At 21.5% G+C, this 21,133-nt stretch carries 18 protein-coding genes; 16 read left to right on the forward strand and 2 right to left on the reverse strand.

Annotated features, from left to right (window positions below):
* Positions 1 to 4 precede the first annotated feature (4 nt).
* The 16 genes from mip to EXC65_RS00770 all read left to right on the forward strand — a co-directional run bounded on the left by mip (position 5) and on the right by EXC65_RS00770 (position 18,476).
* Positions 5 to 2,413, forward strand: coding sequence for an Ig-specific serine endopeptidase MIP (gene mip / locus EXC65_RS00700; protein WP_129719592.1), 2,409 nt, complete (start codon positions 5 to 7; stop codon positions 2,411 to 2,413).
* Between the two features lie 10 nt (positions 2,414 to 2,423).
* Positions 2,424 to 3,905, forward strand: a complete 1,482-nt coding sequence (locus EXC65_RS00705) for an MSC_0624 family F1-like ATPase-associated membrane protein (RefSeq protein WP_129719593.1) — start codon at positions 2,424 to 2,426, stop codon at positions 3,903 to 3,905.
* A complete protein-coding gene (locus tag EXC65_RS00710; RefSeq protein WP_129719594.1) occupies positions 3,898 to 4,428 on the forward strand; it encodes an MSC_0623 family F1-like ATPase-associated protein in 531 nt (176 codons plus the stop codon). The genes EXC65_RS00705 and EXC65_RS00710 overlap by 8 nt, the downstream gene beginning before the upstream one ends.
* Positions 4,429 to 4,433: 5 nt before the next feature.
* A complete protein-coding gene (locus tag EXC65_RS00715; RefSeq protein ID WP_129719595.1) occupies positions 4,434 to 5,339 on the forward strand; it encodes an MSC_0622 family F1-like ATPase gamma subunit in 906 nt (301 codons plus the stop codon).
* Positions 5,329 to 5,796: an MSC_0621 family F1-like ATPase epsilon subunit gene (locus tag EXC65_RS00720; protein WP_129719596.1), complete on the forward strand. Its 468-nt coding sequence runs from the start codon at positions 5,329 to 5,331 to the stop codon at positions 5,794 to 5,796. The genes EXC65_RS00715 and EXC65_RS00720 overlap by 11 nt, the downstream gene beginning before the upstream one ends.
* A 2-nt stretch (positions 5,797 to 5,798) precedes the next feature.
* Positions 5,799 to 7,925, forward strand: a complete 2,127-nt coding sequence (locus EXC65_RS00725; RefSeq protein ID WP_129719597.1) for an MSC_0620 family F1-like ATPase-associated subunit — start codon at positions 5,799 to 5,801, stop codon at positions 7,923 to 7,925.
* Between the two features lie 3 nt (positions 7,926 to 7,928).
* On the forward strand, positions 7,929 to 9,461 hold the full coding sequence (locus EXC65_RS00730) for an MSC_0619 family F1-like ATPase alpha subunit (RefSeq protein WP_129719598.1): 1,533 nt from the start codon (positions 7,929 to 7,931) through the stop codon (positions 9,459 to 9,461).
* Entirely contained in the window at positions 9,461 to 10,849 is a 1,389-nt protein-coding gene (locus EXC65_RS00735; RefSeq protein WP_129719599.1) for an MSC_0618 family F1-like ATPase beta subunit, read from the forward strand. The genes EXC65_RS00730 and EXC65_RS00735 overlap by 1 nt, the downstream gene beginning before the upstream one ends.
* 56 nt (positions 10,850 to 10,905) lie before the next feature.
* Positions 10,906 to 11,337 (forward strand): DNA (cytosine-5-)-methyltransferase N-terminal subunit, encoded by a 432-nt coding sequence (gene dcm_N / locus EXC65_RS04540; RefSeq protein ID WP_232018819.1) that lies wholly within the window; start codon positions 10,906 to 10,908, stop codon positions 11,335 to 11,337.
* Between the two features lie 31 nt (positions 11,338 to 11,368).
* Positions 11,369 to 12,193 carry a DNA (cytosine-5-)-methyltransferase gene (gene dcm, locus EXC65_RS04545; protein WP_232018843.1) on the forward strand — a complete coding sequence of 275 codons (825 nt, stop codon included), beginning with the start codon at positions 11,369 to 11,371 and terminating at the stop codon, positions 12,191 to 12,193.
* Positions 12,177 to 13,352, forward strand: coding sequence for an MAG4270 family putative restriction endonuclease (locus EXC65_RS00745; protein WP_129719600.1), 1,176 nt, complete (start codon positions 12,177 to 12,179; stop codon positions 13,350 to 13,352). Before dcm ends, EXC65_RS00745 begins: the two co-directional genes overlap by 17 nt.
* 299 nt (positions 13,353 to 13,651) lie before the next feature.
* Positions 13,652 to 14,575 carry a 30S ribosomal protein S2 gene (rpsB, locus tag EXC65_RS00750; protein ID WP_129719601.1) on the forward strand — a complete coding sequence of 308 codons (924 nt, stop codon included), beginning with the start codon at positions 13,652 to 13,654 and terminating at the stop codon, positions 14,573 to 14,575.
* Positions 14,576 to 14,595: 20 nt separating this feature from the next.
* Positions 14,596 to 15,507 (forward strand): translation elongation factor Ts, encoded by a 912-nt coding sequence (gene tsf / locus EXC65_RS00755; RefSeq protein WP_232018820.1) that lies wholly within the window; start codon positions 14,596 to 14,598, stop codon positions 15,505 to 15,507.
* Positions 15,508 to 15,555: 48 nt separating this feature from the next.
* Complete coding sequence (locus EXC65_RS00760; protein WP_129719602.1) at positions 15,556 to 16,746, forward strand: ATP-binding cassette domain-containing protein; 1,191 nt, start codon at positions 15,556 to 15,558, stop codon at positions 16,744 to 16,746.
* Complete coding sequence (locus tag EXC65_RS00765; protein ID WP_129719603.1) at positions 16,730 to 17,668, forward strand: sugar ABC transporter permease; 939 nt, start codon at positions 16,730 to 16,732, stop codon at positions 17,666 to 17,668. Before EXC65_RS00760 ends, EXC65_RS00765 begins: the two co-directional genes overlap by 17 nt.
* Positions 17,655 to 18,476 (forward strand): ABC transporter permease family protein, encoded by an 822-nt coding sequence (locus EXC65_RS00770; RefSeq protein WP_129719604.1) that lies wholly within the window; start codon positions 17,655 to 17,657, stop codon positions 18,474 to 18,476. Before EXC65_RS00765 ends, EXC65_RS00770 begins: the two co-directional genes overlap by 14 nt.
* A gap of 82 nt (positions 18,477 to 18,558) precedes the next feature.
* Here EXC65_RS00770 and EXC65_RS00775 read toward each other — a convergent pair whose 3' ends face one another.
* A complete protein-coding gene (locus EXC65_RS00775; RefSeq protein WP_129719605.1) occupies positions 18,559 to 19,563 on the reverse strand; it encodes a glycosyltransferase family 2 protein in 1,005 nt (334 codons plus the stop codon).
* Positions 19,564 to 19,572: 9 nt separating this feature from the next.
* On the reverse strand, positions 19,573 to 20,997 hold the full coding sequence (gene pyk, locus EXC65_RS00780) for a pyruvate kinase (RefSeq protein ID WP_129719606.1): 1,425 nt from the start codon (positions 20,995 to 20,997) through the stop codon (positions 19,573 to 19,575).
* Between the last annotated feature and the right edge of the window lie 136 nt (positions 20,998 to 21,133).

The following is a 21,133-nucleotide window of genomic DNA, read 5'->3' on the forward strand; positions in this document are numbered from 1 at the left end:
AAAAATGAAAAAGAAAATATTAATACCTAAAATTATTCCGCTTATAATGCCAATAGTTTTTATTTCTGCGGGTTGTACAAGTGAAAGTACAAATGGTAATAATGTAGATAAAACATCAGATTCTAAAAATTCAACACCAAAAACACCAGATATATCTAAAATACAACCAAAATTTAAATTTAAAAATAATTTTGGTGGTTTTTCAGAAAAAGAACAACTTTGTGCTGGTAATGTAAAAATATATAATATTGATGCAGAAGTTGAAGATAAAAATATAGATATTCAAATAATAGATATTAAATATGACACTGATGAGCATGGCATTCCTATTTCTAATTTATCAGGAAAACTAACAATAATTTATAGTTTAACAAATAAAAACGCTAATGAAACATTAGAAGCTCAAAAAATTGAAATTTCAGGTTTTAAAAAAAATGTTGTTAATTCAGGTACAGATGGAATAATTCATTCATCACCTGTTGATTCTACTAAATTATCTGGTGGTGAATTTAGTGAATGAACAAATGCTAATTTATTAAAAAGATATGAATTAAACTCTAAAAACTATTTAAAAGAATTAGAAAGACAAGTAACATTTAATGGCGAAATTCCACTAGACAAATATAGATCTGAATTAAAAATTACAAATGATAAAAAAGAAGAATTTGACAAAAAAGCAAAAGATTTAAAAATAGATAATTGAGATAGCTTAAAACTTAAAGGTTATACTATTCCAGTATTTGATGAATCTGGTAATTTTAAAGGTTTAAAAATTAAAGAAGGTCCAGGGATTGCTGTAGGTCCTAGTTGAGTAGATTCAAGAGGAAGAGATCCTTATAAAATTACAGGACTTTCACGTGTTTTAGTTGACCAACATTATAAAGATATAGCACTACAAACTTATTCTATTGCTATAAATTCTCAAAGGGGTGATGATCCAAAAGATTTTGAAAAAGAATCTGGAACAATGTGAATTTTAGATTATGAAATCCCAGAGGATAATTCATATCCAACAAAGTGATTTTTTGGAACAAATCTCCATGTGGTTAAGGCTTTTAATTCGAAAACAGCCAATATTCATTTACAATGGTTAAATAAAAATGCACCTTTAAGAACAAAATTCAAACTTGTAGAACAAGATGAAAATTTTATCAAACAATCAATTAGTGTTAAAAATAATGATAAAGATGTAGTAAAAGTTTTTTATGAAGCAAAAGATTATTTAAATGATAGTTATAGTGATTATTTAGCTGAAGAACAAAAAAATAAACTTATTAAAGTTTTAAAATTTGATTTTTGACTTAAAGAAGCGGAAAAAGTTTTAGAAGAATCTAAAAAAAATGAAAAAGATCCAAAAAAATTAGAAATTATTAATAATTTCAAAAATGAATTAAGTGGGTTAGATGCATTAATTAAATCATGAAATGTGGAAGAACTAGATGAAAAATTTAAAAAATTAAAAGATGAAATTAAAAATTTTAATTCAAAAACATTAAGTGATAAAACACCATATGATGATCTTGATAAAATTGAGGAGTTTGCTGACTTTGCAGTTATTGAAATTGATTTTGCAAATATTGCTCCAGAATTTTTAAAAGGAAAAACACCACAAGAATTTGCAAAACATGTAACAAATGATTATTTTAATAACAAAGATAAACAAATATCTTTTTTAAAAACAAGTTACTTAAAAGATTACACACAAATTCAAGATAAAATTTTTAAAAATGAAACTAATATAAAAGAAAACCATGATAATTTATATGCTTTAGGTTACCCAAGAGCTGATAATGATTTTTTCTTTGATCAATATGAAGATGCAGCACAAATTAAGTTAAAAAAAGAAAGTAAAGTATTATGAACAAATGCTGATTATAGACTTTATAATCAAGGAAATGTTGATGAAAATCAAGAAAATAATGCAACAACTAAAAACTCTAATAACAATTTATCTTATAACATAGGTTATCGTTCATTTATTGATAAACCAGGTGTGACTGATTTATTTATTGCATTACCAAAAAATGAGAGTTTATTATATATTCATAATGATAAAAAACCTTATTTAGCTTCAGGATTAAATTATGTTGTACGTCAATTTGCGCCATTTGGTGGTTCATCTGGTTCAAGTGTTAGAAATCAAAAAAATGAGTTAGTAGGTATACATCATTCATCTAATTATGTTTCTGCTATGACAGGTTTATCATTAGCATTTAGATCTGAGGGGTATAATTATAATGGTGCTTTTGGAAAATATAATTTACCACAGTATGACTTAATTTATGGTGGGGGAAAAGACCAAAAAACATCTTATCGTCAAAAATTACAAGAAAAATATGGTGATTCTATAAAAACTAATTTATTCCCTAATGGATTAAAAGAAATTAATGAGGAATATAAATTTAATAAATAAAGAGGAAAAAATGCTGAAATTACTTAATCACAAACAAATATTCAAAAATAACAAAAATCTTTATTTTGTTACATTACGTTATTTATTATTGATTTTATTAGCTATTGGCACTTTTCTTATCTTTGTTTTATCAGATAAAACTTTATTTTATAAAATAGAACTTAAAGAAAAACTATTTGATTTTAGTGATTATAAAAGTAAAATAATAAATTTTGTTTTTATATTTTACACGTTTATTTTATTTTATATTTTTTATTCATCAATAATTAAAAATTTTTTAAATTTAAATAATTACAAAGAAACAATTCATAAATATTTTTTATGGTTTTTATGTTATTTTATTTTTAGTATAACAAGCTTGATTTTAATTTTTGCTTTCCATCCATTATCTAATATAGAAGAAATTTATGAAAATAAAAAATCTTTTTTTAATATTTTTTATTTTATTTTTTTATTAATATTTTATATTTTTTTAAATATAGGTTTTAGTTTTTTTAATTTATTTTTAAACTGAAAAATAAGTCCACTTTCACCAATTAAAAAATGAATGATAATAGTTAGTTCAATTGCTAAAATCATTTTAATTAGTGTGTTTACAATTATTTTGTTTTTAATAATGAAAAATACAAATGAAAATAATATTGAAAGTCTTGGGAATCAAATTTTCAAAAACAATAAAACATATAACTTTTTTGAAAATTTATTTTTTAAAAAAACAACTTTAAATATTTTTATAATTATTACTTTAATTTCCTTGTTAATAATAATGTTGATTTTGATGAATATTGAAAAAATATTTTTAATAATAACAAAACAGTTTTCTAAAATTCATTTTAAAAATATCATCATAATATTTTTTGCAATAAAAGTACCTTTAATTTTGATGTGAATTATTAATTTAGCAACAATTAAAGAAAAGACAGTTTTATTAATAGAACAAAAAAATACTAATTTCTTATTACCATTAATACATTTTTTTGTTATTTTGTTTTTTATAGGAATTTATTTCTTTATTAATTTATATTTTAAAAATATTATTAGTGCACCTTTGATTAAAAAACTTTTATATACATCAATTCATTTATTGATCTGAATAGAGACATTTATAATATTATTTTTTGTAAATTCGAATGAGATATCAATAATTAGTACTATTTATTTGTTAAGTGGTTTATTATCGCTTATTGTTGTTATTTTTCATGCTTGACAAAATAATAGAAATTCAAATCAACATTGATTTACAACAATATTATTTTTAAAATTATTTTTATTAATTATTTTTATTGAAAACTTAAATTTAATTTTAGTTTATGAAGCAAATAATTTTATTTTTAATGAACTTTTTAATACTTTTAACACTAATGAAATAATAATGCTATTTATAATTTTACTTTGAATTATTTATTTGTTTTATATAGTAATAGAGTTTTTATTAATTAAATTCAATATAACAAAAAAAATATTTAATTTAAAAAGGAGAAAAAATGTTTAATTTATTTAAAAAGAAAAAAGATAAAAAGGAAAACTTGGGATTAAATGTTTTTTCTTTAAACAAGGAATTTGATGAAGCAGTAAATAGTAATGATTTTATTTCTTTTAATCGTTTTATTTCTACTGTTTTATTAAAATCAAATTTAGGTTTTGAAAGTCAAGTTTATTTAAAATTTATAGAAAAATTTAAAATGGCTTTTGATAAAAAATATTTAATATCATTTGATAAATTTAACATTTCATTTGTCATAGACAAAATGACAAATCAGAATTTGTTAGTTCCAATTGTTAAATTTGAAAATATTTCTACTCGAGAAATTATTAGTTTTCATTCCACTATAAAAAACACAGATGTTACATCAGAAAATGTTTTTTATTTTAATTTAAATAATGAAATTACAAATTTATTAAATAATAATTTTAAAGTTGAAATTTTTCCTAGCATTATTTTAACTTTTTCTAATTTTTCTAAAAATCTTAAAATAATTTATGATTATTCAAATATATCTAAGGTCACATTGTAAAAATAATGCATTTAAAAAACATAGTTAAGAAAAAAGAAAATTTAGAAAAAATTTTTTTAAAAGCAAATAGCCAAAAAAATATTTTATTAGTAACAATAGCAAAATTAAACAATCAATTAAAATTTTATGCTAGAAATGCATTCAACAATAAGGAAATCATTAATCAAATTTCTAGTTTATATAACATTGAAAATAGTTTAATTGAAAAAGAAAAAAATATTTATTCTTTTTTGTTTAATAAATTCCAAAAAGAAAAAGAATTATGAATTTACCTTAAAGAAAAAGAAGAATATTCAGTTGATTCATATTCGCGTTATGAAAAAATTATTTTAAATAATGTTAAATCTAAAAAAATTGATTTTATAGCTCTTAATGAATCAGCTAAGAATTTTTTACAAAAAAATAATTTAAAAATTTTAAAAACTTTTGATCTTAAGGTTGAAGAAATATCGACTATTTTATCAACAACAATTAAATTTTTATATTTAAATAACAATTATAAAAAAGTAAATTTTATTTTAAACTCAAACAAAAATTACAATAGTTATTTTACTATTTTACCACTTCATGATTTTGATATAAGTAAATTCAATCTAGATAGCAACAGCATTTTAAAAAATTCTATCGATAAATATAGTATTTACCCTAATGTTAATAATTTCGTGGATAATACGCTTGATACTTATATTGAAAATGTTGTGAATTCCTTGATTGTTGAATCAAAGTTTTATAAAGCAAAAAACAATCTTGTTAAATTTAATAAAGTTTTAAAAGATATTGATCAAAAAATATTTACAATCAAAAGAAAAATAGCAAAAATAAAACAAGAAAAAGAAATTGAAGAAATTGCTTTAATAACCAAAAACAATAGTAAATTCAATTTGATGTTTGAAGGTGAAAATGAAAAATAAAAAAAATGATAAACAATTATCAAAAATTACTATTTATTTTGCCAATAATGAAAAAATTACTAAATGAAATAGTTTTTTATATTTGTACAATGATGAAGAATTGAAATGATTTAATTTAAATGATTTATCCATCGCTAATTTTAAATATATGTTTATTAAAATCATTGATTTTACAACAAAAAATGAAGAATATATTTTTCTTGAAAAATGTGATATTTTTAAAGAAAATGACAACATTAACATTTTTAGCACAAACAAAAAAAATTCTTATTTTCAACAAAAACAATATAGTAAAAAAAATGATAAAATCAAAATATTAAAACAAGATTTGAAGGAATTATTGAAGTTTAACAAAATTGATAATTCAATAAATACAGCAATAGAAATAGAAAATAAAAAAAGAGATATTTATCTCGAAACTGTTGTTAATTTTTTAAAAATTAAAAAGGAAATATAGAAATGAGAAGAAAAACCAAAAACATTTTATTAAAATTTTCATATTTATCTATAATTCCAATGTTAACGCCATTTGTTACATTAAGCGCTGAACTAAAAGATGAAGATAAGAACAATATTAAAAAGATGTTTGATGATGCTATAAAAGCAGCAATAGAACAAATTGAAAAATATAAAAACAATATAAGTGAAACATCAGAATCTTTGACAATAGAAAATTTATTTAAAATTTATTATTTAGAAAATCTTTTGCTTTTTTTAAAGCAAAATCAAAATGCTATTACTGATGATCCAAACTCATTTGGTTTTAATACAGTTTTTTTCAATAATATTTTAGAAAAAAAATCATTTAATAAAATTACAATAAAAATCGATGATAATGAATATACAAATGTTATCAACTCAAATGATAATTCAGAAAAGTATGATTATTTAAAACATTTTTCTAATAGTATAAATAAAATTAATGAATCAGATGTTAAAAATGAAATCACCGATGAACAAAAAACAACAATTTTTAATCGTTATGCCAAACAATTAGGTAGTGAATTTTTTAAAATTTTATTTAATGAAAATGATTTCCCTAATTTTTCAAACAAAGAATTTATAAAATTTAAAACACTCACACAAGAAGATGGAAAGCAATTAAGTAGTATTGTTCCCAATTTCATAAATGATAGTTCATTAGAAAATTATTTTAGAACTAAATATTCAAGTAGATTTGTTGAATTTGATTTAAAACAAAATTTTATTGATGATAAAAATGAAGAACAAACCGAGGAAAAAGAAGAAGAGAAAAAAGACAATCTTGAAAAACCTTCTTTTGAAAACATTTTATCAGATAATCCCAATGTAATAAATGATAAAAAGATTGATATTTCCAATATAAACGATCCTAGAAGACTAAGAATTTTAACACCTAACATAAAACCAAAATATATTACTCAATCTTTTAATGAACTAAGAACTGAATTTTTAAATTCTAATGATGAAAATAAATCAGAAAAATTTTTCTTTTTTGATAACCCAATATTAACTAAATATAGATATGATGTCACTAAAATTGAAGATATTGATAAAGATGATGGCAAAGAAACCGCGTGATTCTATGTTAAAATATCAGAAATTGAAAAACCTGACAATAATAGAATTTATAAAGTAAAAATTTTTAAAACAAACGCAACAAAAGAATTTCAAATAATTTATGAAAAAAGCATTGAAGTTATTAAAGAAATATATTTAAAATTATATAATAGCTTAAATATAGGGAAAGAAATGAAATTTACCAATATCCCTACTGGTGTAGTTAGAAATGAATTATTTAATTTTATAATTAATTCAGCGGATAATATTTATTATTTTGATAATAAAAAAGGTAAGAGTTTTGAAAAAATTAAAATAGATTTTTTTAATAAATTTTCAAAAAAAATACAGAATACAAACTTACAAAGTGTTTTAAAAAATTTTGAAAACGAATGAAGTGAATTATATTTAAATACTTTAAAAAATACTGAATATAATCAAAGTGATGGAATTAATATTTTTAATACAATAGTAATTGGTTTTGAAAAAGATATTAATTATTATGAACAATTAATAAATGATGATAAATATGATTTTAAAACTAACATTCAAGAATTATTTAAAAAAAATAATGGTGATCCTAAAATTATTAATGAACTTTTTAGTAATATAAAAAAAGATATTAAAATTTTAAAAAAACACACAACATGAAAAACTTTTGATATTTTAAGTTGGTATGACAAATATATACAAAACTTAAATAAGATAACAAAAAAATTTCAAATAATAACTAATTTTTTAAAATTATCATCTGATTTAGAACAAAAAAACCCAGAAATTTTGGCAGCAAATTTAAATTTTGAAGATGTATATGAAACTACTCATCAAGTTTTAACTGTAGATAAAACTACTAAAAAAACTTTTTCACTATTTTTAGGAATATTATTAATTATTGTTAGTTTTATTTTATTTATTACTACTTTGATTAAAGTAAAAACACTAAAAATATCCAGCAAAAAAAATATTGCCTTTTTATCAAGTTCAATTTTCATTTTGATATTAGGAATAATATTAATAGCTTTAAAATTTATTGGAGGAATTTTTTAAAACATGCAATTAAAAAAACTTATTGTTACAGCTATTCACGACTATATTGTGGAAGTTACAGGAAATTATAACTTTCGGCAAAGGCAGAATTTTACCATCGCTAATAAACCAGATATTAAAATGATATTAATAAATGCTGAAATAAATAAAGCATTCTTATTAACTAATGTGTCAAATTTTAATTCAATTTCAATCGGTGATGAAGTTATAGAAATGAAACAAAATGATGATGTTATAACTTCAAAAAATTTTTTTGGGAAAATTATCAATATTTTTAATCAAGAAATTTTTCCAAAAAAACAAAATATTACAGAAAACTATTTAAATCAAAAAAGTAAAATTTTTCTTCAAAATTCACCATTAATGCGAACAAAAATGTTAAAAGAACAATTATATACAGGTATCATTGCAATCGACTTATTAATTCCTATTGGTAAAGGACAAAGAGAGTTAATTATTGGTGATCGTCAAACAGGTAAAACTCATATTGCAATAAACACTATAATTAATTCAGCTAAAAATAATGTTAAATGTATTTATGTTGCTATTGGTCAAAAGAAAGAAGATTTATCAAGACTTTATCACATTTTAGAAAATCATAAAGTTTTAGAAAATGTGATAATTGTGGATGCGCCTTCAACTAGTGCATATGAACAATATCTTTCAGTTTATGTTGCAATGGCTCATGCTGAAAATCTAGCTTATTATAATGATGTCTTAATTGTTTTTGATGATTTAACTAAACATGCAAATATTATTCGTGAAATAGCACTTTTAACTAACAAATCAGTGGGTAAAGAGGCAATGCCAAGTGATGTTTTCTTTGCTCATTCATCTTTATTAGAAAGAGCTGGTTTATTTGAAAATAAACATTCAATAACAGCTTTACCAATTCTTAAAACAGTTGATGGAGATATAACAAGTTTAATTGCTTCAAACGTTATTTCAATTACAGATGGTCAAATTGTTACAAATAGTGATTTATTTAATTCTAATAAATTACCAGCTATTGATATTGAATTTTCTGTTTCAAGAACAGGAGGAAGCGTTCAAAATCATACTATTAAAAAAGTTTCTGGGGAAATTGGAAAAATTTATTACTCTTATAAAAAAAATCTAAAATTAGCAAATTTAGACTATGAATTAAACAAAGAAACATCATCACTTTTTTTTAAGGGAAAAATGATTGAAAAACTTTTTAATCAAAAAGGTTTTTCTCTTTATTCTAGCCGTTTTGTTTTATTAAGTTTAAAATTAATTTTATGACAAACATTAAAAAATATTAAAGAACATGAAAAAGCAATGAAATTTATTAATGTTTTAATTGATAATAATAAAATAGCTAATGATACTTTTAAAAAAATTCTTGAAGGTAAAAATTATGATGAAAAAATTACAAGTGATTTCTTTGCATATGCATTAAAACAATATAGTGATGCTCTTAACTTGAATTGAGAATTAGAATATGAAAATTCATTTGTTGATTTTAGTTCTGAAGAATTAAATAAAATATTAAAACTAACAGGAGATAGATAATGTCTGGAAAAATTATCAAATTAGAAAATGATGTTATTGAAATTTATTTTAAAGAAAATGAATTACCAAAATTAAATTCTGTATTAACATTACATGACAACAAAAGTTTTTTAATAGCTGAAAGAATACTAAATAAAAATGTTGTAAGAGCTATTATTGTTAGTCAAATTCAAGATATTCAAATGTCAGATATTGTTATTGATACAAAAAGAGCCTTAATTGTACCTGTTGGTTTAGATGCAACTAACAATATTTATAATTTTAGTGGCAAACCACTTATAGCAAACCGTAATAATAATATTAAATATGTGGAAATGAATTCAACAATTAACAAAGAAAGAATTGTTGATGAAAAACCAAAAATTATTGAAACAGGTATTAAAGTAATTGATTTTTTCATCCCTATTGTTTCTGGATATAAACTTGGTATTTTTGGTGGGGCTGGAGTTGGTAAAACTATTTTGATGAAAGAAATTATTTTTAATATTAATAAAAAATATGATCAAAATAAAACTTATAATGTTTTTATAGGTTCTGGTGAAAGAAGTAGAGAAGCTATCGAACTTTTTAATGAACTAGAAAAATCAAATTTGATGAAAACATCTTCAATGTACATTTCTAGAATGAATGAGTCAGCTGGTTCAAGAATGTCAATTGTTCCTATTGGAATAACAGCTGCTGAATATTTAAGAGATTATGAGAAAAAAGATGTTTTACTATTTATTGATAATATTTATCGTTTTGTTCAAGCTAAAAATGAAGTAAGTGCATCTTTAGGTAAAAAACCATCTGTAGGTGGTTACCAAGCAACTCTAGATAGCGATATCGCAAATGTTCAAGAGAGATTATTTAAAAACAAAAATGGTTCAATAACATCTTTTCAAACTGTGTTTTTACCTATGGATGATTTATCTGACCCTTCTGTAGTTTCTGTATTTAATTATCTTGATTCTAAATTGGTTTTATCACGTGAGCAAAGTGCTAAAAATATTTTTCCAGCATTTGATCCTCTTGAAAGTTTTTCGAATTCAGTGGATGTAAATATTATTGGTGAAAAACATTTTAATGCTATTTTAGAAGTTAAAAAGATTTTTAAAATCTACAAAGATTTAGAAGATGTTATTTTGATACTAGGTTTTGACGAGCTTGATGATGAAAATAAAATTATTGTTAAAAAAGCACTTCAATTAGAAAACTTTTTTAGTCAAAATTTCTTTACAACTGAAGAATTTACAAAAGAAAAAGGTGTTTATGTATCCCTAAGCGAAACTATTGCTTCTGTTATTAAAATTATTAATGGTGAATATATAAATCAAAATCCGGAAATTTTTAGCTATGTTGGTTCGACTTTGAAAATACCAACAGATAAAGATTTAAATTTAAAATAATAAAAGTGCATTGCTTATATAGCGATGCATTTTTATTAACGCGATATAATAAAAACATGAGTCAAAATAATTTAAAAACAATTAAAATTTTTGAAGCTTTTTCCGGGATTGGTTCACAATACCAAGCTTTAAAAAACATTTCTAAAAAATTAAATATTAAACCAGTTTCACTTGGCTATATTGAGTGATATATTGATGCTATAGTTGCATATGAAATTATGCATAATAAACAACGTGAACCTGAGCAGAAAAAAACGAAAGAAGAAATGGCGAATATTTTATCACAATTTTCATTTAGTACAGATTCGAAAAAAGCTGTTTTAGAGAAATATTTTTATAGAATAAAAGAAGAAAAATTAAGACAATTATTTCCATATTTAAAAGATTTTATTTCTTTCAATAATAAAACAGAAACACAAATAAGTTTGCAAGATAAAGGAAGAGAGAGAGAGAGAGAGAGAGAGAGAGCAGCGATTTTGCAACATTAAAAATGTTACAAAATTACCTAAAAATATAGATATTTTTACTTATTCTTTTCCTTGTCAAGATTTATCACAACAAGGTAAACAAAAAGGTCTAAAATTTGAAACAAGAAGTGGTTTATTGTGAGAAGTTAAAAGAATTTTAGAACATAATTTAGATAATTTACCAAAAATTTTGGTAATGGAAAATGTAAAAAGCTTACTTCAAAAAAAATTTGCTCCTGAATTTAATGAATGAATTAATTTTTTAAAAACTTTAGGTTACAATTCAGACTATAAAGTTTTAAATTCTCAAAACTATGGCTCTTCTCAAAATCGAGAAAGAGTTATAATGATCTCAACACTTGCTAATCAAAAGTTTATTTGACCCAAAGAGGTTACGAGAAGCAAACAACTAGAAAATATTTTAAATCCAAAATATGATAACGAAAATGAATTTCAAAAATGGGATTTTTTATTAAAACAAATTAATGAAAATGATTTTAAAACAACCATAAATGGAATTACAAAATTAACATTAAAAAATTACACTCGTTTTAATTCAGAAAATTACATTTATTTACCTATAAATAAAGGCCCTACATTAACTGCATCTGGTGCAAATTCAAGATTAAAATTTTATTTTCAAGATAAAAAAAGAATCAGAACTATGAATGCAATAGAAGCTTATAAATATATGGGTTTTAATGAAAAAAAAGCACAAAAAATTCTTGATTCTGAATTAATTGATGAAAAGAAAATGATTTTTACCGCAGGAAATTCAATACCAGTTGAGATGCTAGAAAAAGTTTTTGAACAAATTGTAATTTTTCTACAAAATTCATCAAAAATAAATAAGGTAAAAAATGATGTTTTGAAATAGTGAATATTTTTATGATGAAATAGAGTTTCAACGTAATAATTTTGAAGAAACAAATGCGGCAAAATATAAAGGAAAACTAAAATTTATTTTTGATAAAAACGGTATTATTTTAGATTTAAAATGAGAATTTCAAACAGTTTTTTTTGATTTGTCTACCACTCCAAGTTGATTTAAATCAGAAACACATCTATTCAAATTAAGAAAAGAATTATTAGAATTTATTGGAATTGGGAGTGAAAAATTATTTCCTAGAAAGGGACAAAAATTTCATAAACTTTATGAATTTTCACAGTCAGAAATTAGTAAATTTAATTTATGACTAAACACTAAATATAAAAGTACAATCAATAATGTAGGTGGATTAATTAAAGGTAATAATCCTGGAGGATGCGATTATAAACCCGAAAGTTGTGAGATGGTTGATAAAAATAACAATCGTTTTTCTACTTTTTTAAATGCTTCTTATATAAATGAAAAAAGAAATTTATTAATTGATTTTTCTACTGCAGAAAAGCAGCAAGAATTTTTTAATTATATTTATAATGATTTTAATTTTAAAAAAAATTATTTTGATATTATTCCTGAAAGAGAGAAAGAAATTTTTGAAATAATTCAAAAACCTATTTCAGATGTTCTTAAAAAAAAGTTATGAAATGAACTTATGTCTAAATTAAAGAAAATTAAAAAATGAAATACTTTTCTTTATAAAAATATTGCAGAATTAAGAAGAAGTTTTTCAAATGAAATTAAAAAAAATTATGAAAATTTAAAAATTTTTAATTTAGAGTATAGTGAAATTGAAAAATCTCACATTGTACCAGTTATGTTTTACAAAGAAAAAATGTATAAAATTTTGCACAAAACTGATGGTGATATAGAAAATGAAGAATATAAAAAAAATGCAAACGCCATTAAAAGCATTGATAATTTTTTAAATTTATCGCCTGATGCTCATAGGTTTTTTGATAAAAATTATTTTACTTTTGACACTGAGGGCAAAATTATTTTTTTAGAAAATAATGATGTAGGTTTTTTAAGTTGAAGAAAAAAAGGTAAAGATAAAGAATTTAACGAAATTCAGCAAAAATTTTTAATAAATAATGAAAGAAAAAATTATATTAAAAAAAGAAATGAAGAATTTTTAAAAATTAAAATTTAAAATGTTATATTTTTAAAAATGTGTTTAAAATAAATAAGAAAATTTTTTAAGCACATTTTTTTATTATTGAGTAAAAAAGATATAAATATTGACTTCCAAAAAATGAACATTTTGTTATTTTTAATGCTTAAAAAATAAATTTTGCTTTTAAAAAATGCATTTTTTGTTAAAATTTATATTATTTTATTTATATTTTTAATTTTAAAAAAGCACTAAAATGGATTTGGTTGGGTGTGCATTAAAATGTGCTAATCAAGTTGAAGTTTTAGGAAGAATAACAAACTAAAAAGGAGTTCTTAATGGAACAAAAAGAAATTATTAAAAAAAACAACAAAAAAAATGTTGTTGAAAATGAAAAACAAGTTGAAATTATTTCAAAACAAAAATTATTAGAAGCAGGTACATATTTTGGGAGAAAAGCATCTTTATGAAATCCTAAAATGAAACCATTTATTTACACTAAAAAAATGGGAAATCATATAATTGATACTTCTAAGACACAAAAAGCATTAGAATTTGCATATAAATTAATTTATAAATATGCTTCAAAAGGTGCATCATTTATTTTTGTTGGAACTAAAAAACAAGCTAAAAAAGTTGTTGAAGCACAAGCTGCAAGAACTAATTCAGATTATGTTTCTGAAAGATGATTAGGTGGTACACTAACAAATAGTAGAACAATTTTTTCAAGAGTAAGATATATGAGTGATCTTGAAAAAATGGCTGAAAGTAATTTCCCAGGATATACTAAAGTAGAAGCTTTATTAAAAAGAAAAGAGTTAGATAAGTTACATAAAAATCTAAATGGTATAAGAAACATGAAACAATTACCACAAGTAATGATTGTTGTGGATCCAAAATTAGATGAAATAGCTGTAAAAGAAGCGCGTAAAAAGAAAGTTAAAATTATTAGTATTTTAAACACAGATGCTGATCCTGATATGGTAGATTTAGGAATTCCAGCAAATGACAATTCAGTTAAATCTATTACATTAATTATTACTATTTTAGCTGATGCTATTGTTAGCGCTAAAAAAGGTGTTCCATTATTTGCATATCAACCAGATGAAAAAATTGTTTTACCAGAAGATGCAAATAAAGAAAAAACTAATTCTTTTGTAAATAACTCAGGTGAAAAACCAAATTTTGAAAAAAATAACACAAATAAATATAAAAACAAAGAAAATAATCAAAAAGAGAAAAAAGAAGTTGTTGAACAATAAAAATAATAAAGGAGGTAAATGTGGAAAAAGTGAATACAATGTCTTTAATTAAAGAACTTAGAGAAAGAACTGATGCTCCATTTATAGAGTGTAAAAAAGCATTAGAAAGTTCTGGATGAAATATTGATAAAGCTATTGATTGATTGCAAAATAATGGGAAAGTTAAAGCAGCGAAAAAAGCAGGCAGAATAGCTGCAGAAGGTCTTGTTTCAATTGCGAAAAATGAAAAAAGTGTTGTTATTTTAGAAATTAATTCTGAAACTGATTTTGTTGCTAAAAATGCACAATTTGTTAATTTAGTTACAAAAATTTCAAATATTTTACTAGAAAATGATTTCACAACTAATGATGAAGCACTCAAACTCAAAAACGAAGAAGGTGTTACAGTTGAGGAACTAACAACTATAGCAACAGCTACAATTGGTGAAAAAATTGTATTTAGAAGAGCAAATAAATTTAATTATAACCCAATGACTCAAGTTGCCGGAACCTATGTTCATACAAATGGAAGAATCGCTTCAATTGTTATACTAAATGGTAAAGATGAAGAAGTTGCAAAAAATATTTCAATGCATATTTCAGCAATGAATCCTGAATATACGTTTGTAACTGATTATCCAAAAGATGAATATGAAAAATTAAAACAAGAATTTACTAATGAGTTAAATAAATCAGAGAAGGATAGCAAAAAACCTGAAAATATTAAATCTATGATGATACAAGGGAAAATTGAAAAAGAATTATCTAAATTTGTTTTAGAACTTCAAGAATTTGTTGTAGATTCATCTTTTAAAGTTAAGAAATATCTTGAAAGTAAAAATTCGTCTATTGTGTCTGTTGTGCGTTATGAAGTTGGTGAAGGAATTGAGAAAAAAGAAAATAATTTTGTCGCTGAAGTAAATGCGCAATTGGCTGAAGCAACAAAAAAATAATTTTAAAAAAATTCCAAGTCAATATTTGGGATTTTTTTGTTTTTAATAATGAAAAAAGATAATTTAATTGAAATAAATAATTTATTATTTAAATATGATAAAGAAAATATATTAAATATAAAAAAATTAGAGATAAAAGAAAAAAAATGAATTTCAATTGTTGGTCCTTCAGGAGCAGGTAAAACAACACTTTTAAATTTAATATCTCAAATTAATATAGATGATACTTCATCAATAAAATTAAAAAACAATTTAAAAACTCATGAAATTGGTTATATTTTACAGAATCATGCATTGTATGAAGAAGCTAAGGTTTCAACAAATATTTATTTAAGTGCTAAAAATTCCTTCAAATGAAAAAAAGAAAAATACTTGAATTTTTATAATAATTTTTTACAAGAAAACAATATTTCAAATAGTGATAAAATAAAAAAAATATTAAAAAAATACAATAATAGTATTTCAGAATATAAAGCAAAATTAATATTGCTAAAATTAAAAATTTTAGTTAGTTTAAAATTAAAAACATTGAAAAATATTTTTGTCTTTTTAAAGCAACAAAAATTAAAATCTTTTTTTAATGATGAATTAAAAATAATTGCTAAAAAATTAGAAATTCAAAATATTTTAAATAAAAAAGCCAAAAATATTTCAGGTGGGCAAAAACAAAGAGTTGCAATTGCTAAAGCATTAATCAAAAAAAATATTTTATTATTATTAGATGAACCATTTTCAGCTTTAGATGTTCAAATAAAAGAAAAGACATTAAAATTATTAAAAAAGATTAAGGAAGATTTTGACTTATCTATTGTTATGGTGACTCATGATCAAAATGATGCTTTAAAGATTAGTGATAAAATACTTTTAATAAATAAAGGCCAAATTATACAATATGATGAGCCACAAAAAATTTTCGAAAAACCTTTTAATCTTTTTGCAGCTAATTTTTTTAGTAATCCTAGTATCGTATTAATTAAAAAATGCGATTCTCATGATGTATATATAAGAGAAGACAAAATTTTTATAAATCTTGATTCTTCAGGTGATTTTATAATAAAAAATAAAAAATATTTAGGAAATAATTTTCTTTATACAATTTATAATCCAACTTTTGAAATAACATGAAAATCAATGTCAAAAAATAATTTTAATGTTAATGATAGAGTAAAAGTTTATTTAAATAAAAAAGATTTTCTCTTTTTTAACAAAGAAGGAATTAGATATGAAAAAAATACATAAAAAACATTTAATGTCAATTTTATTTATTTTGCCCTTTATCATTTTTATAATTTTATTTTATATTTATCCATTTTATTTTAGTTTAAAAAACGCATTTATTTTTCCTGATAATGAATACAAGGAAACAAATTTTATTTTTGGTATTAAAAATTTTTCTTTAGTTTTAAAAGATAAAGATTTTTGAATAGCTTTTAATAATTCCAATTTTTTATTTTTTTTAGGATTGCCAATAAGTATTTTAATTTCTTTGATTTTTGCATTTTTATTAAATTCGTTGCTTTCTAAAATTTTCAAAAAAATATTTATTAACATTATTTATTCACAATTTTTTATTTCTATATTTGCAATAGGAATATCTTTCACATTACTTTTTGGTGAAAAAAATGTTTTTTTTAAAATGTTTAACATTGAATATAATGTTATAAACAATAAAAATGTTTGAGTTTTTAAATTCTATCTTTTATTTTTTACAGTTTGAAAAAGTCTTTCATTTAATATTGTTTTTTTAAGTTTTATTTTCGCCTTTTTAGATAATAAATATAACAAACAAATTGGTTTGGATAAACTAAAGTTTAAAGATAAATTTATTTATTTATATTTTTTAGAAAACAAAAAAATGTTTTTTATACTTTTGTATAGTAATATAACTTTCACTTTTTTAATTTATCCTGGAATACTTTTGGAAAATGAAGCAGATATTTTAAAAATAAATGGTCATACTTTTTCAAGTTATATTTTAAATTTACTAAATCCTCTTGATAATTCTATATATTTTGACTACAACAAAGCTTTTGCAGCAAGCATTATAGTAATTTTATATTTATTTTTAATTATTGTAATATCTATATTGTTTTATTGAATAATTAAAATATTATATTTAAAAATAAATAAAATAAAGGAATCTAAGTATGTATGTATATAAAAAAATATTTTTAGAAATTATTAAAAACCTTTTAATAATTTTTTTAATATTAGTTCTTTTGTTTCCTTTATATTATTTAATTGTTTTATCTTTAAAAAGTAATACTTCCATTAATAATGGAGATTTTTCAGTATTATTAAAAGAATGAAATTTTAAAAATTTTTCATTTTTAAAAGATGCATTTTTTTGAAATGCATTAGCAGTTTCTTTTGGTGCGATTATTTGTTTAATTATAGTTAGAGTATTTACCTACACATTGTTTGCTTGAGGTTTTTTGTATTTAAATAAATATATAAAAAAAATATTTTATATTATTTTAATAATAGTAAGTTTAATACCTGAATTTAGTATATTTTTAGCACTTAAAATGGTGATATCATCTTTAAAAATAATGAATGTTTTGACATGATTTAACCTTTCGACTAATTCTATATTTTCTATTTTTCTTTTATTTAATTTAATATCTGTATTAGAAAAAAGTAAAGAAAAAGTTAATATTTATGGAAAAATAGATAATTTAAAATTAATTGAAAAATTTTATTTTTTAATTTGAAAAGAAATTAAAGGATTGATTTTGTTAACTATAATTTTTAGTACAATTTCAATGTGAAATAGTTATTTATGACCTAGTTTTTTATTATCTAACAATGAAGAACAAACAATATCTATTTGATTTAGAAATTTAGGTCAAAAATCTTTAGGTTCTAATTTTGTAAATATTCAATCAGCAGGTGCATTAATATCTCTTATTGTCCCTTTAACTATTTATATTTTATTTTCTAAAAAAATTAATAAATTTATTTTTTAATTTTAAATTTATAATTCAAAACAAAAAAAACAAAACTATCACTTATTTTTACAAATAATATAGTTTTGTTTTTTTGTTTTTTTTAATTTTGAATCATTTTTTTTATTTTTAAATATTTATTTAAAAATATTTTATTAAATATAGATTTTTTAGAATAGATCATCATTTTATTTTCAATTTCGTATTTTTCCATAACATAATAAAATTCTTTTAAATTTTCTTTATAATTTTTTCAATCTTTTTTAAATTTTCTTATTTTTCATTTAAATAAAAAATCAAAATATAATAAATGTTTTAAAAATCGTTCTTCTATTTTGGTTTCATTAAAAGTTTGAAGCAGATTAGATCTTTTTAAATTTCTATATAAGTGTTCAAGATTTTTAGCTATTGATAAAATTTTAAAAGAGTTAAAACTAGTCATTAAGCTTTTTGGATTAGCTAGTAAGTATGCATAAGTTTTTTTGTTTGTGTAAAATATTTTGTTTGATTTTAAAATTAGCGGACTAGTTATAGATATATCTTCAAAAATATAACCTTTTAAAAAAGACAAACCACTTTTAATTCAAAATTTTTTATTTATTAAAATATTTCAAACAAAACTTAAATTTTTAAGCATATATTGTATTTGTATTTTCTGATTATTATTGAAAGGAATTTTAACTCATTTTGCTTGTAAAAAATTAAATAGCTTTATTTTTCTAAAATAAAGTGAAAAATTGGATAATACTAAATCTTTTTCTTCTTTATTAATAACTTCATTAAAATAACTAATAGTTTTTGGATAAATAAAATCATCTGGATCAAGAAAATAAAAATATTCACTTTCACAATTATTAATTAAAAGATTTCTAGCATTTGCTATTCCTATTTGTTTTCCTAAATTAATAATTTTTATATTTTTATTTAAATTATTTTGTTTAAATTCATTTAAAAGTTCTAATGTTTTGTCAGTAGAATTATCATCTAAAAAAATAATGTTAAATTTTTGATCAACTTGTTTTAACAAAGAGTTAAATAATTTAGGCAAAAAATTTTCTTTGTTAAAACAAGGAATTAAAATTGTTATTTTAAATAAGTTAGAATGCATTTTACTTTTTTAAAAAGTTCCTTTAATTATTTTTTCATTTTCTACAATTAAAAATTTATCTCCAGGTTTAGCACCAAAAGGAATTAATGCATTTTTTGCATAATGTGGGTTTTGTTTAATTTTAGAAAATAAATCAATTGAATCTTTGGAAACAAAAACTGATGATGTAATACCAAAAGAACCAATTAGTTCTATATCATTAATAATACCTATAATTGCTGTGTTAGGTCTAAACATCGCAACTTTTTTAAGTAGTCTTCCAGTTCTAGATAAAACAACTGTAAAACGATAATAATCATTCATTGTTAAAAAAGCGATTTTATGTGCAATTCTAGCTCTTTCCCCAGTAGATTTTTTTGCTACATTAGCCAATTGGATAGAATAAAATAATTTGTTATAAAATTCTTTTTCAGCTCTTTTGCTAATTGTTGCCATAACTTCAACAGATTCTAATGGGAATTTACCTTGAGCAGATTCTCCTGAAAGCATAGTAGAGTCAGAACCTAATTCAACCGCTAAATAAACATCTGTTACCTCAGCTCTTGTAGGATGTGGTGAATTTTCCATTGAATCAAGCATTTGTGTTGCTACAATAACAGGTTTTCCTAATGATCTACATTTTCTAATTATTAGTTTTTCGTAGTAAGGAACATCTTGAAAAGGAATTTCAAGACCAAGGTCACCCCTTGCTATCATAACACCATCTGATGCTTCTATTATTTCATCAATTTTTTCAATACCTATACGAGATTCAATTTTAGAAATAATTTGAATATTTTTACCACCATTTGTATCCAAAAGATCTCTTAATTCATAAACATTGTTAGCTGAATTAACAAAAGATGCAGCAATGTAATCTACTTTGTTTTCAATCCCAAATAAAACATCATTTTTATCTTTTTCTGATAAAAAAGGTAAAGAAAATTCAACACCTGGTAAATTTATTCTTTTGTTTGATTTTAAAATGTGTGAATTAATGGTTTTAATATAAATTATCCCAGGTTGAATTTCTATAACTTCTGAAGTTAATTTTCCATCATCAAATAAAACATGATCACCAATTTTAAGATCTTGATCCATTTGGTATGATACAGTTAAAGTATCTGAATTACCTTGAAAATTTAAATATGAGTCATTATCAGTTAAAATTTTTACAATGCTATTTGCTTGGATTTGTACTGAACCATTTTCAATTTGTCCAACTCTGATTTCTGGTCCTTTAGTGTCTAATAATATTGAAATAGGAATATTTAATTCTTCTGATGCTCTTTTGGCATTATCAAATTTAGCTTTATGTTCTTCATGTGAACCATGCGAAAAATTAGCTCTTATTGTGCTAACACCTGCTTTTATAATTTTTTTTATCAATTCATAATCTTGTGTTGAGGGTCCAATTGTTGCAATAATTTTTGTTTTTTTATCAATAAGATTCATTTTTTCTCCTTCTGTAAAATCTTTAATAATTATATTTTGATAATTTTTATATTTTATTACTTAATATTTAAAAATTATACACTTTTTTGTTTTTTGTGTATATATTTATGTTTTATTTTATGTAAAAAAGGCGTTT

The sequence above is a fragment of the Mesomycoplasma neurolyticum genome, assembly GCF_900660485.1.
GTDB lineage: Bacteria > Bacillota_I > Bacilli_A > Mycoplasmatales > Metamycoplasmataceae > Mesomycoplasma_A > Mesomycoplasma_A neurolyticum.